General features: G+C 38.0%; 14 protein-coding genes. 1 reads left to right on the plus strand and 13 read right to left on the minus strand.

What is annotated here, in order from left to right:
• Window positions 1-5: 5 nt before the first annotated feature.
• From MKY94_RS18445 to MKY94_RS18475, 7 genes are all read right to left on the minus strand, one after another.
• Window positions 6-473 (minus strand): DUF4064 domain-containing protein, encoded by a 468-nt coding sequence (locus MKY94_RS18445; RefSeq protein WP_225216164.1) that lies wholly within the window; start codon window positions 471-473, stop codon window positions 6-8.
• Between the two features lie 313 nt (window positions 474-786).
• Entirely contained in the window at window positions 787-1,068 is a 282-nt protein-coding gene (locus MKY94_RS18450) for a GNAT family N-acetyltransferase (protein WP_144539547.1), read from the minus strand.
• A 37-nt stretch (window positions 1,069-1,105) separates the two neighbouring features.
• On the minus strand, window positions 1,106-2,071 hold the full coding sequence (locus tag MKY94_RS18455; protein WP_191697897.1) for a ring-cleaving dioxygenase: 966 nt from the start codon (window positions 2,069-2,071) through the stop codon (window positions 1,106-1,108).
• Window positions 2,072-2,213: 142 nt separating this feature from the next.
• Window positions 2,214-3,131 (minus strand): DUF1002 domain-containing protein, encoded by a 918-nt coding sequence (locus tag MKY94_RS18460; protein WP_191697896.1) that lies wholly within the window; start codon window positions 3,129-3,131, stop codon window positions 2,214-2,216.
• Window positions 3,132-3,234: 103 nt separating this feature from the next.
• Window positions 3,235-4,095: a S1-like domain-containing RNA-binding protein gene (locus MKY94_RS18465; RefSeq protein WP_151112459.1), complete on the minus strand. Its 861-nt coding sequence runs from the start codon at window positions 4,093-4,095 to the stop codon at window positions 3,235-3,237.
• 542 nt (window positions 4,096-4,637) lie between these two features.
• Window positions 4,638-5,057, minus strand: coding sequence for a transcriptional regulator MntR (mntR, locus tag MKY94_RS18470; RefSeq protein WP_144539541.1), 420 nt, complete (start codon window positions 5,055-5,057; stop codon window positions 4,638-4,640).
• 230 nt (window positions 5,058-5,287) lie between these two features.
• On the minus strand, window positions 5,288-5,539 hold the full coding sequence (locus MKY94_RS18475; RefSeq protein ID WP_144539655.1) for a late competence development ComFB family protein: 252 nt from the start codon (window positions 5,537-5,539) through the stop codon (window positions 5,288-5,290).
• Window positions 5,540-5,669: 130 nt separating this feature from the next.
• On the opposite strand from MKY94_RS18475, the gene MKY94_RS18480 reads away from it, so the two are divergent.
• A complete protein-coding gene (locus tag MKY94_RS18480; RefSeq protein ID WP_144539539.1) occupies window positions 5,670-5,825 on the plus strand; it encodes a lmo0937 family membrane protein in 156 nt (51 codons plus the stop codon).
• Between the two features lie 15 nt (window positions 5,826-5,840).
• Here MKY94_RS18480 and MKY94_RS18485 read toward each other — a convergent pair whose 3' ends face one another.
• The 6 genes from MKY94_RS18485 to MKY94_RS18510 all read right to left on the minus strand — a co-directional run bounded on the left by MKY94_RS18485 (window position 5,841) and on the right by MKY94_RS18510 (window position 13,747).
• Window positions 5,841-6,962: a GNAT family N-acetyltransferase gene (locus MKY94_RS18485; RefSeq protein ID WP_340844948.1), complete on the minus strand. Its 1,122-nt coding sequence runs from the start codon at window positions 6,960-6,962 to the stop codon at window positions 5,841-5,843.
• A gap of 102 nt (window positions 6,963-7,064) precedes the next feature.
• On the minus strand, window positions 7,065-9,182 hold the full coding sequence (locus MKY94_RS18490) for a heavy metal translocating P-type ATPase (protein WP_342577565.1): 2,118 nt from the start codon (window positions 9,180-9,182) through the stop codon (window positions 7,065-7,067).
• Entirely contained in the window at window positions 9,166-9,543 is a 378-nt protein-coding gene (locus MKY94_RS18495; RefSeq protein ID WP_342577566.1) for a metalloregulator ArsR/SmtB family transcription factor, read from the minus strand. Before MKY94_RS18495 ends, MKY94_RS18490 begins: the two co-directional genes overlap by 17 nt.
• A 389-nt stretch (window positions 9,544-9,932) precedes the next feature.
• The gene (locus MKY94_RS18500; protein WP_342577567.1) at window positions 9,933-12,290 is read right to left on the minus strand and encodes a penicillin acylase family protein; all 2,358 of its coding nucleotides are present in this window, start codon (window positions 12,288-12,290) and stop codon (window positions 9,933-9,935) included.
• A gap of 157 nt (window positions 12,291-12,447) precedes the next feature.
• A complete protein-coding gene (murB, locus tag MKY94_RS18505) occupies window positions 12,448-13,365 on the minus strand; it encodes a UDP-N-acetylmuramate dehydrogenase (protein WP_151112449.1) in 918 nt (305 codons plus the stop codon).
• A gap of 76 nt (window positions 13,366-13,441) precedes the next feature.
• A complete protein-coding gene (locus MKY94_RS18510; protein WP_144539527.1) occupies window positions 13,442-13,747 on the minus strand; it encodes a helix-turn-helix domain-containing protein in 306 nt (101 codons plus the stop codon).
• Window positions 13,748-13,930: the final 183 nt, after the last annotated feature.

A 13,930-nucleotide genomic window follows, 5' to 3' on the forward strand; every position in this document is an offset into this window, starting at 1 on the left:
TTTTTTTAATAAGTTTGTTCAGTTGAATATTCTTCTTCAAATTTAACTGGTGTTTTGCGTACGAAGCACATAATTGCAGCAACATATAAAACGATGGATGTTAATGAGATAATTCCTGCAAAAACTCCCCCTACAATAAACATGATTCCTGCTAATTTTGGCTTTTTGTTTTTCGAAACGAATACAATTCCTAAAATATTAAATACTAAGCTAATAACAAACGTTATAACAGCCGCCCAGCCAAAAACGCCAAACAAGTCTACAAATACTTCCATAAATTCCGTAGCTGCAGCAGCTTCTTCAGCAGTTAGTGCTGGATCGCTATAAATGTCTTCTTCAAAGACTTGTGTGAACCCTTCCTCCTGCATTACCGAACTACCATTAATGACAATCAATGAAACTAGTATAATTGCTATTACATTAAAAACAGCTCCAACTACGCCTAAAACAACTTCTCCTGTACGTGAAATCATTTTTTTACCCCCTATTATTAATTGATATAGCTATTTTACGAAAACATAGCCAAAAGGTTTCATCAATCTCTGATTTCCCTGCAATATTTTTTATAAACCTGTTTGAGTCTACTAATAACAGGGTAATTTAATAGTAAGACCAAAATAGAAAGGAAGATTTACATGGAAAAGAAACTTATCTTTAATCAAACCGACTTCTTATATACACTGGCAGGTGCATCAGCATTAACTGGAATTCTAGTTCTGTTTACTTCTATTTAATCATTAAAACGTAAAAGGCAATCCACTTTATATTAAAGAGGATTGCCTTTTATTATGCCTTTATATCATCATATTCGTTAGATTTAGCAAATGCATCTACTACGTATGAGCAAACTGGCTCCATTTTCAATTCATTTTCTCTTGCATAGGAAGCGGCGCTGTCTAATAACTTTTTCGCAATCCCCTGGCCTCTTAGCTTACTCGAAACATAGGTATGGTCCATAACCATTACATCACCTAGTAATGTCCATGTAATTTCTCCAAGTCTTTCCCCATCTTCTATTACTTGATAGGCAAATACATCATTGCCAAGTTCTTTATATTGAAAATCCATTAACACACACTCCTTTTTTAGAATCTTAACATAACAATCATTTAATTGACAACGGACGGAGCTTCGCTTCAATTTCTTTTCGCTTCGGCTCTAAAAATGGTGGTAGGGCTAACTTTTCACCAAGCTTTGCTAAATCCTCATCTGTATCAAATCCCGGCTCGTCAGTAGAAAGCTCAAACAACACTCCATTTGGTTCTCTAAAATAAATAGCTTTGAAGTAGTGACGATCGACGAGACCAGACGTTGTAAATCCGTTTGCTCTTAACATTTCCTCCCATTTAGGATAATCCTCCATGTTTGGAATACGGAAAGCCACATGATGTACACTACCTCTACCAGGTCTTTCCCTCGGTAAGTCTTTTCGAGTTTCAATATGCACCTCGCCAGCTGGTCCTCCATCCCCAGTTGAATAAACCTTAATATCTGGAGCATCTGTAACAACTGAAGGATAGGAGCCGATAAAAACAAAGCCTAATATATGCTCTAAAACCTGTTCAGTAGCACTTGGATCCTTTAACGTTAAAGTAACAGGACCTAAACCAACGATAGCATTTTCTGCAGAAATCTCTTCTTTTATCCAAGGCTTTCCAAAAGGAATACCCTTACCATCATCTACAACTAACATCATTCTAGACCCTTCAAAGTCTTCAAAATAGAGTGTTTTTCTGCCAAACCTTTCGACTATCTTATCATGAGGAACTCCGAAATCATGCAATCTTCTTTCCCAAAATTGTAGAGCTTCTTCACTCTTCACTCTAAAACCCGTATTACTAATACTCGACACTCCAGGATATGTTCTGCCAGCCATTGGTATGTCAAAGTAGGTCATGTCTGTACCAGGAGTACCTTCTGCATCTGCATAAAATAGATGGTATGTGGATGGGCTATCCTGATTTACACTCTTTTTCACTAACCGCATTCCCAATATTCTCGTAAAGAAATCATGATTCTTATTTATATCTGCAGTAATAGCGGATACATGATGAATTCCTGCTAATTTCATTTGATTTTCCTCCACTCATTTATCTCGAATTCGAGATAAATTATTTTATTTTATCTTATCAAATAATCTTCTCCACTTCAAATAATTTATCCTCGCTATTAACAAAAGAAAATCTACCTGAATTTACAGGTAGATTTATCATTTAACTAAAGATAGATCGAATGGAATCGATTAGATTGTTAAAGAAATCTTTGACACTTTGCCAAAATCCTTCGTTATCTTTTATTTGGTTAAATTTATCTTCGATTGTTTTACTAAAATCATTTAACTGATCAGACCATTTACTAAAATCTATATCTAGTTGACGAATTCGATCCATCAAATCAATCAGTAGTTGACGATCCTTATCGGAAAGTTCAATTTTAAGCTTAGATAGCTGTTCTGAAACAATTTTTTCAACTTCCTCGCGGGATGCTGGGTTTTGCTCAGCAATTTGCTTTTTAATTTCTGTTAAGAGCTCTGTTACCTTTTCTTCATCTACCCCACCTTGTTTAGACAGGATAGTTGCGACAGATAGCTCATCGTTTGCTACATCTGTACGTTCCGGGTCTAGTTCTCCTCCCGTAACCTCATATGCTTTATAAATACCTACCAGGGCGGAGTGTCCTGTTACAGGCTTAGGAGCTGCAATATCTACTACCGCGTCTTCTATTCCAGCAGTAAGCATAGCGTTAGCATACATATCTGCCGTAACTTCAGTAATGTTATCTGGAGTTACGATGTTAATAATTAGACCAGATCCAGCATCTTTTCGGGTAATTTTAGCAGAAGAGAACATTCTAGCCGAAGCGTCTCCATCATTTAGATAGGTTGCTAGGTCCTTACCTGTAACTACAATTTCTTGTACCTCTGATTTATCTGTAACTTTTAAACTCTCTTTTACACTATTTTTTTGATCGTCAGTTAGGTTACCTCCATAAACAACAATAGGCGCCCCAAACTTTTCATTTACAACTTCAGTTTCAGCTTCTCCATTTGTATCAGCTAAAGCTACAATAGGACTTACTAGTACTCCAATGACAAGTAAAAATGCCAAGTACACTTGTACCATTTTTTTCATTCCATTAAAACCCCTTTCTATTGGTTGGTACTATCATTAGTACGTGAAAAGGAGTAAAAAGTTCCGATGGTCATCGATGCTTCTTACTCCTTTTTATCTAATCTTATTGCTTTAACTCAGTCCATCCGTCCTGTTGGTTAATTTTTTTCTCTTTCATCAGCTTCCCTAAAGCACGCTTGAAGGCAGCCTTACTCATCGAAAACATTTCTTGAATTTCCTCAGGTGTAGATTTGTCTGTGAATGGCATTTTCCCACCGACATCATTTAAATAGCGATAAATTGATTCGGCGTCGTCGCCCATACGTTCATGCTTTCTAGGGAGAAGAGAGCCATTGAGAGACCCATCATCCTTCGTATCAATAATACGCACGGTTAAGTCTTGTCCTAATCTAGGTTCCTCAACTCGCTCTGATTCATGAACGAAAATACGATAATTTTCGGGAACGCTAAGCAAGAAGGTTCCTACAGGAAGTAGTCTGTATGGTCTTGCTTGTAAATTTTTGTTTAAAAGTGTGGTTGGCGCATCTATATATAATTCCTCTACACGATCCTCCGTAGCAAGACGGCCAAATAATTCACCCTCACGATCTGTTCGAAGTGTCATATATAAATGGTCCCCTTGAGTTGGCCACAACTCTTTGATCTTTGGCAAATCCTCGGCTTTCACTTGCACTTCTTTAGAAGTACCAATGTCTACAAAGGCTCCTTCTTTATCTGAAACTTTTATAACTCTTGCCCATCCGTAAGTTCCCTTTTGTATGGTAGGGAGCTGTGTAGTAGCAGAAAGATTACCTCTTCTATCTACGAACAAAAATACTTCTAGTGTATCGTCGACTTGTAATTCTTCTGGAGCCTCGGAAGCATTTAAAGATATCTCCATATCCTTGTGCTGAAGAATCCATTTCGATCCTTCCCTCATTTTCACTTGTAATTTTACTATTTCTCCTGATGCTAATTCTGTCAAAGTTACCGCTCTCCTTCTGACCATATATGAAATTGGTCGTTACCTTTTGTTTTAGTATATCTAGTGCACTATCTACTCGTTCTAATAAAAAATATTTGAACTTTTAGGCGTCAATTAGTATACTTTTCGATTCATTGTGCTTCCGAATCATTTGCTACTTCCCTTATAACCGATTCATCCTCATTATAAACAACTAGGCATATCCTTCTTATAGTCATCACTTGTTGGGATATTCTGTACTTTAGAATTTTTTTATTTAATTATAGTTACCATTATTATGCCCATTTTTTTTTGCATACTTGCTTAAAATTTTCGCCAAGTGACCTATGTACAATAGAAGTTTGACTCAGCTAATAATATGTATTTATACATTGGGGAAAAATTTCTGAGAGATTCTTTTCACAATTTCCCTAGTCTCATCCATTTGATTAGTCATAGCATTGTCAACCTTAAGAATATCAACGTATTTCTAGCAACTCCTGCCAAAAACTATATAGCAAGACTTTGCATGACATTCTATTCTATTCCATTCCTACAAATACTTACTCACTTAAGTCTTTTCTTAACTCTAAAAGTTGTGTCTGTATAGAGGCATTATCTTCTAAGAGTAAGACCAAATCTGCAATTCGATCAATGGAGTTCCAGCTAAGATGATGTTCGATTCCTTCCACATCCGCATAGATATTTTCTTCCTCCACTCCTATAAGGCGTAAAAATTCCTCTAACAGTTCGTGTCGTTTCACTAGCTTCTTTCCTAGCTTCATTCCTTTAGTCGTTAAAGTAAGCCCACGATATTTTTCATATATTAAAAAGCCATCCTTATCCAATTTTTGCACCATTTTGGTTACGGAAGATGGCAGTACAGATAATGCTTCTGCAATGTCAGACACACGTGCATAGCCTTTCTGCTCGATTAGTATATAAATTTGTTCGATATGGTCTTCCATGCTTGGTGTTGGCATATTTATCTTCCTTTCATCACTTCTTATATTTTACTACAACAGACCTACCATCTCAATTCATGTTAGTATTGCCCTAGCTTTTACAATAGTTTCACTTTATGAACATTATAATAGCAGCAAAAATTGGATAATAGCATCATGCAAGCGTAGATATAAATTCTAAGTTCTTTTTTAGAATTCTCCGAGCAATAAAGTATAAAAGAACCTTATCGAATGACAAGGCTCCTTTTCTATCTATGAGGATATTTTCCAACGACATGAATGGAATGGATGATTCTTTTATTAATCCACTCTAAATTTTCTAAAGTATTCATACGTTCAAAAACAGCCTTTCTTCCTTTTTCGGTTGTAACATAGTGGGTTGGAAGAGTATTTAAGCTTAGGGCAATTATATCTAATTCACATTGAGGACACTTACAGAAAGTTTGATACTCTGTTCCTCTCATCAGCACTCTCACAAGGCTTTGAACGATTTCTTCCATTACATTTGTTAACAATTCTATCCTTCTTTCATTATTCAAAAATATCAAAAATGTTTAACCCTTAGTATATAGGGGTAACTTTCTAATAATAACACGTATCAACAATTTTAAGAAGAAAGGATGACTAATAATGGGTAAAATTTTATGGGGTATAGTAGTAGTTCTTATCGTACTATGGTTGTTAGGACTACTTCTTGACTTTGGCGGAGGATTAATCCACACGCTATTAATTATTGCAGGTATTATTTTCGTTATTCAACTTGTCACTGGTAGACGAGCTGTCTGACAAAAGGGGTTGCCATTAGGCAACCCCTTTACTTTTGGTTTTAGCATAAATACACGTATCTCTTAAACTCTTACCATCAGCAGACAAAGAATCATGATGGAGAGTCCCCTCTAGAGTATAGCCAAGTCTTTCAGCAACAGATCGACTTCGGACATTCTCACTATCACAGCGAATTTCAACTCGATTAGCTTTTAGCTCCTCAAAGGCAAAGGTTGTAATGCGTTCGACTGCCTCTGTCATCAAGCCTTTACCCTCAAATTTACTATCAATCCAATAGCCAATTTCAAATTTTCGGACATCCCAGTCTATACGATGGAGTCCAGAACATCCTACGAATTCTCCTGTTTCCTTTAAAAATAAATGAAGTCGTAGATCCTTTCGCGTGATGAAATCTGCTACTGCTTGACGAAGATTTCGCACTCTTTGTTCAATGGATTCCTTTTCTTGTGCCCAAGGCATCCAGTCTTTTAAAGCATCTTGAGAAGCAACTACCGCTCTTTGCACTGCTTCTGCATCCTCAACTTTAGGAGCCCGGATGATTAATCGATCCGTATAAAATTCCTCTGGAAAAACTAATTCCTCTTTTACTTTTTCAATTATATGAAAGTCATCATCCCACTTAACCGGGGTTGAGGTACCTTTCATAAAGTCGTCTCTCGTCATTCCATATGTAACAGCATCGTAGTATGAACTTTCTTTTGGAGAAAACCATGCTTGTCGGAGCTGTGCCTCTTTGACAAAGCCTGCACGCTCAAACGTTTTTCGCATTGCAAAATTATCTTGGCGGGTATGACCTTCTAAGCGAATTTTACCCTCCGGTAGATTAAAAACATATTCCGTAATCTTTTTTAGTGCAAGTGGGCCATACCCTCTACCTCGGGCCTCGTCTGCAATACGCAAATCGAAAAGAGGAATATCATCCTGCAGATCATAAATCTTCACAATGCCCACTTTTTCATCTTCGTCATTCTCAACCCAGAAGGTTTTCACTTCATCTGATTGATAACCGCCCTCTTCAATTGTTTTTTCAATCAACTCTCGTACAGGGTGCGAATTTCCGTGATATGGCCATGTATTCGTTGTCATGAAATGGATCAGCTGCTCCTGCTCCTCCATTGTCCATTCTGTAAGCTTCATTGATAACCCTCCGAACCTAATGAATAAATATATTCTGTTCTAAATATTCTCTCCCTGTCCTTTAGTCTGGACAGGGACTTATCAAACAATATGTTGAAAGTGTTATTTCCAAGGGCTGTTATCTTGACTGAATGTAGTTAATAACCGTAAGGAATTTAGAACTACCAGTAATGTAGCACCCATATCAGCAAAGATGGCAATCCATAATGTTAACCATCCCGGAATGATAAGAAGTAGCGCAATAATCTTTAACCCTAATGCAAACATAATATTTTCTTTAATAATATGCAATGCTTTTCTGCTTAAACGTATTGTATATGGTAATTTTTCTAAGTCGTCAGCCATCAAAGCTATGTCAGCAGTCTCTAAAGCTGCATCTGTACCAGCCCCACCCATAGCTATTCCGACATTTGCTGCAGCTAAGGCCGGAGAATCATTGACACCATCTCCTACCATGGCCACTGCTCCGTATTTTTCTTTTAAGCTTTGAATGGCAGTTAGCTTTTGCTCTGGCATTAGACCTGCATTTACATCAGTCATTCCCAATCTACTAGCAATGGCATTAGCTGTTTTTGGGTCATCACCCGTTAGCATAACAGTATGCTTAATCCCATTATTTTTTAAGCTTTGTAACACTTTTTTGCTATTGGATCGTATTGGATCTGCTATGGCAATAAAGCCTCTATAATTCCCTTCTTCTGTTGCAAGAATTACTGTATTTCCTTCCGTTTGTAGCTTTTCAACTGCTTGCAGAACCTCCTCTGAAATAGAACTAATGGTTTTTATCCAGGTAACGCTCCCTACAGACCATTTTATACCATTAATAACTGCTTCGGCACCTTTTCCAGTTATTGATTGAAACTCTTCTACTTCTATCGGATGAATATGCTCCTTAGCCCCATACTGAACAATAGCTTGAGCAAGCGGGTGCTGTGAATAGGCCTCTATAGACATTATATTTCGTATAAAATCTTTCTCAGAAGCTGCCTCTACATAGGTTACTTCTGGATAGCCTTTTGTAAGAGTGCCGGTTTTATCAAATGCAATTGCCCCGATACGACCAATCTCCTCCAAATGAATACCACCCTTTATCAAAACTCCCTGCTTTGCTGCGTTTCCAATAGCTGTCACGATAGCAACTGGAGTAGATACGACCAAAGCACAAGGACATCCTACAACTAAAACAGCTAGCCCCTGGTAAATCCAAGTCTGCCAGTCTGCACCTAAAAGTGGCGGTATAATTGCTACTAAAAAAGCAATACCAATAATGGCTGGTGTGTAATACTTCGCAAACTTGTCTACAAAACGTTGAGAAGGAGCTTTTTCTGCCTGTGCCTCTTCCACTAAATGAATGATTTTAGCAATTGTAGTATCCTCTACACGCTTGGTCACTTGTATTTCCAGGGAGCCCTCTTCGTTTAGCGTCCCGGCGAAAACCTCCTCGCCTTTCTTTTTGACTACGGGTACAGATTCTCCAGTAATGGATGCTTGGTTAACTGTCGAGCTTCCTTTTAAAACAATGCCGTCCATTGCAATTTTTTGTCCCGGCTTCACGACAAGTACGTCTCCAATTTGAATAAACTCCGTATCTAATTCAATCAACTCATTGCTACGTCTTACGGTTGCTGTAGGCGGGGCAATGTCCATCAATTCACTAATAGATTGTCTAGCCTTGTTCATGGAATATGCCTCTAATGCCTCACTCACTGCAAACAAGAATACTACAACTGCTCCTTCTCTCCATTCCCCAATTATAGCCGCACCTATAATAGCAATCGTCATAAGTGTCTTCATATCGAAATAGAAGCGAGAAAGGTTAATAAGACCACCCTTAAACAACTCAAATCCACCAATTAAGATAGATAAAACAAATAAGGAGAGAGCTGCTGGATGAGACTCCTCATAAACAAAGGAAGCAATGATTCCTCCTATTAGAAAAACAAATGAAATCATTGTCACAACGTTTTCATGCCGTTTAAAAAAAGGAGTCTTTTCTATTTTTCTTTGCTTAACGGGCACGACTTTAATTCCATCAAAGGCACCTGCTTTTTCTATGTCACCAACGGATACATCTCCTATGATAGAAACTTTAGAAGCTCCAAAGTTAACAGTCGCTTCCTGCACAGTTGGAAGACTCTTAATATTTTTTTCGAATTTCATAGCACAGTTGGCGCATGATAGGTTTTCTAAGCGGTACTCTTTTTTATCTAAGTTGTTCATTTGAACCCAGCTCCTCTTCATCCGAATGCTCATATGCAATCTTAACTAATTCATTCACGTGATGATCAGCTAAAGAATAATAAACTAATTTTCCCTTGCGACGAGATTTTGCTAGAGATAGATCTCTGAGAAAACGAAGATGATGGGAAGCTGTTGCCACTGATGATCCAATTATTTCACTCACATCACATACACATAGTTCTTCTTCAATTGTTAATGCGTATGCAATCTTAAGCCTTGTTTCGTCAGCTAATGCTTTAAAGAGAGTTACAACCTTTGTTAAATCCGGAAGCTGTTGCTTCACCTCTCCTACTATTTTTTCATTTACTTTTGTTACATCACATATATCCTTTGATTGCATATGGACACCTCATTCAAATGGTCGTTTGATTATTACCCTCATTATATGTTCAGATAATTCGAAAAGCAACTATATTCAAATACAAATTTTAATGTAATCTAACAAATCGGGAAGAAAGTATATTTTATATAAAGCACACTTATAGATGGCTGATTTCCGCTTTAGACGAACGCTTTCCTCGGGGGGAGCGTTAAGCCATCACCGTCGCATTCGCTCCGTTTGTGATGTCTTAGCTGTCTCCCTAATCCCGCCGGAGTCGTCGCCTGCCGCTACAATCATAGGTTGTGTCTGGATGGTATGTTTCATATAAATGCAAGTGCTCTGAATATTTTTCACTAAAAAAGGAACCGAGAGAAAAATTCTCGGTTCCCTAGCTGTCTTTCAATCTTCTAATTAGCTTTTAATATCAATTCAAAACCTTCATCTATATCTCCATCAATTACCGTGGTGTGATAATTACCATCTGCCCAGTCTCTTACCTGGCTGTGATACCAATCAGATTTAACATGACCAACTTGGCCCGGGCCTACAATATGGTACGCCTCTGAAAGGTCAGACAAATCGGCAACAAACCTCCAAGAGGCACCGTGATCTACACTACCATCTTCACCATAGCCTGCAGCTTGAACGGTAATATTAGACCCTCCAATAGGCACCGGCTTAGGATTTAAGAAATAGGCAAGTATTGGAGAGGCACTTGAGATTGGGTGATCGAAGGTTAATTGGTGGAAATCTCCCCATCTCCATTTGTCTTCATTTTCACCAAAATCCTCTTCTATCTCTTTAACAGCAATCACAAATGAATCGTAGACCCATTTATCAATTCCACCATACTCTTCTAACCAAGCACTGGCTTCGTTTTGATAACCCTTTCTTAATAATTGATCAGAAATATTACCCTTGCCCGGTAACATAGCATAGACGTCCTCGGGCATTTGCCCCTCAAATAAAGTTTTTGGAAGCTGTTTCATCCATTTGTGGAAAACTAATGGGGCAGACTGATCTTTATCGTCCACTTGGTCCCAATTCTTTAATATGACTAATACATCCTTGTATTGCTCATTGCTATCTTGTTTTTCCACCGACTCTACCATCGAAGCTAAAAATTCCCTTGCATATAAGTTTTCTTGGTCCATCTGAAGGTCCATCATATCTTCTTTAGTAAGGTCATCCTTGCCCTCAAGCACTTCGGCAATTCTTTCGTAGCGATAGGATTGAGCCCAAAAATCAGTTATATGATATGGATAAGAGTCATTTACTACCTCATTATTCGCTGTTGCGATAAAACCTTTCTCCGGGTTTACAACCGAGGGTAACTCATTGTAAGGCACATATCCAGTCCATCCGAATTCATTTGAATCTCCTGGAACCGGTAGCTGTCCATCCCCTGTTTTACGTAATGGAATTCTACCATTTGCTTTATAAGCAATTGTTCCGTCCTTCGCTGCAAATACAAAGTTTTGTGCAGGGGCATGAAAATCTTCTAGTGCATTCTCAAACTCATCCCAATTAGATGACTTATTCATCTTCAATATTGCCTGTAATTCTAAAGTAGGCTCTAGCGCTGTCCACTGCATAGAGAATAGACCTGATGCTTCCTCCTCTTTGAACAGCACATCAGAGATGATTGGCCCATGCCGAGTCACTACAACCTCAAATGGCACATCCTCTTCTCCCTTTACTTTTATGTTCGTTTTCCGTATATCTGCTTTCTCCCATTTACCTTCATACATAAATTCCGTACGATTGTCAGGGTTCGGTGTTTCTATATATAAGTCCTGTACATCTGGCCCTACATTCGTAACTCCCCATGCAACCTCTTCGTTATGGCCCAATATAATACCAGGGATTCCTGCAAAAATTACTCCGCTCACATTTTGGTCTGGTGATTCTAAATGCATTTGGTACCATATGGATGGTGTGCTAAGCCCTAAATGTGGGTCATCCGCTAATAGCGGCATTCCGCTAGCAGTTTTCTCACCACTTACTACCCAGTTATTACTGCCATTAAATTCATTCGGCAGTACAGTAGTATCAAAACGGCCACTAACAGTAACTGGGTTCTTCAGATTTGCTTCAATAATAGATGGTGAATCCTCAGGATAAGTTATAAAAAGCTCTTCTGCTTTCTCTTGCTCGAACTCATTGATTGCCCAATGCCTGATTGCTAAGCTTGACCAGTTACCACCTAAATCATAAGCCATAAACTTTCCAATTGTTAAGGAATCAACCGGAGACCATTCTCTCGGCTCATAGCCTAGTAATTTAAATTCATAACTAAGCTTGCCCTCTTTTATCGCATAATCAATGAATTCATTTACTCCTTCTGAATACCAATCCAGCACTTGCTTTGCCTCATCACTATAGCCTGCATAGGATTTTTCTGCTGCATCTCGTAGGCTAAAAGTTAAAAAGAATTTATCTGTATCCAACGCGCCTTTGCCCACTACCTCAGCAAGCTGACCACTTGCCTGTCGTCTAGCTAAATCCATTTGAAACAAACGATCTTGCGCCTGAACAAATCCTTGAGCGCGATAAAGATCTGCATCGCTCTGCGCTTTAAGATGAGGAACCCCATCCTGATCCCTTGTTACCTTCACTTCTTCATCCAACACATCTACAGCCAGCTCACCACGAATAATAGGTTTAGTGTTAGACAAAAAAACATTTAAACCAACCACCCCCACAATTACAATAGCTACTAGAATCCCAATTATCCAGACAGCTACCTTCCAACCCTTTTTCAAATAATTACCCCCTTTATCTATCTATGACATAATTCGACGAAATGCATTTAACCCCTGCTCATCCGTTCAATTTCTTATAAAATAATCTAATGTAAGTCTCTAAATGAAAATAAAACAGGTTCTATGAATTATGTATATTCATAGAACCTGTTTTATATTATTTACTGTTCTCACCAACGATTTTAACTTCTAGTTCTAGTTCCACCCCGAAGTTGTCACGCACCGCTTTTTGAACCATTTCGATTGTATTAATATAATCTGTTGCTGTTGCATTGTTTTTGTTGACGATAAAACCTGCATGCTTGGTAGATACTTCTGCTCCACCAAACCCTTTACCCTGCATCCCGCTATCTTGAATTAGCTTACCTGCAAAATATCCTGGTGGTCTTTTGAAGACACTTCCTGCAGAAGGATACTCTAATGGTTGTTTAGATTCGCGTTGAAAGGTTAAATCAGCGATTTTTGCATTTACTTCCTCTGGATTTCCTTGTTTCAGCTCAAATTCCGCCGATAACACATAGTAGCCCTCTTTCGTAATGATGCTTTTACGATACTCTAACTCCAGCTCATCTTTTGAAAGAATAAGTTTTTCTCCGCTAGGTGTAAGAACGGTACATTGCAAGATTATATCCTTGATTTCTCCGCCATAAGCTCCAGCATTCATAGCCATTGCTCCACCAACTGTTCCCGGAATACCGCACGCAAATTCTAATCCTGCTAATGATTCCTTCGCAGCTGCTTTAGAAACATCAATAATAGCAGCACCACTTTCAGCATATACATGATTAGCTTCAATAATGATTTTATTCAGCTTTTCTAAGGAAAGAACAATGCCACGTACTCCCCCATCTCTTACAACCATATTAGAACCATTGCCTAACAATAACAGAGGAATTTTATTTTTATGAGTGTAATCAACTATGAAAGCTGCTTCATCCTCATTTTCAGGTGTAACAAATAAGTCAGCCATGCCACCCATACGTGTCATCGTGTGTACATGAAGTGATTCATCTATTTTTACATTATTTGGGTCTAGCTTTGTAATTAAGTCTTGGTACCATACTTGTTTGTTCAAAAAAGACAATCCTTTCTTCTTTAACCTGTCACCTTACATAGTATGCGTTTTCCTATATAAATTTTCAAGTTTATTATTATAACCAATCCTTGGACCAATTTTCAATCCCAGTTATAACATTTTTAAGGGCCATTCCTTTGTCAGTTAGGTTATATTCTACTCGAACTGGCACCTCAGAAAAAAGAGTTCTCTGAACAATACCTTCTCTCTCAAGCTCTTTTAATCGTTCAGACAACAAACGTCCACTAATAGGAAGAGAAGACTCTATTTCATTAAATCTTTTAGAGCCATCTAATAATTGATAAATAATTAAAGTTGTCCATCTTTTACCTAACAACTCCATAGCCTTGGAAAGTCGCGGACACAATGATAATTCTTTCATATAATTCACCTCTATCACTACGCATTATACGCCTTTTCATATTTTTTGTAAAACCAAAGTAATTAAATTACTTGACGTAATCATATTATTAAATTATAGTTACTTACATAAAGTAACTTGTAGCAAGTTGCTCACGACTCTCAAATATAAAATATTTGAGTCCACATCCATCTTTTAGATGAT

The organism is Psychrobacillus sp. FSL K6-2843 (genome assembly GCF_038626375.1).
In the GTDB taxonomy this organism is placed as follows: domain Bacteria; phylum Bacillota; class Bacilli; order Bacillales_A; family Planococcaceae; genus Psychrobacillus; species Psychrobacillus faecigallinarum.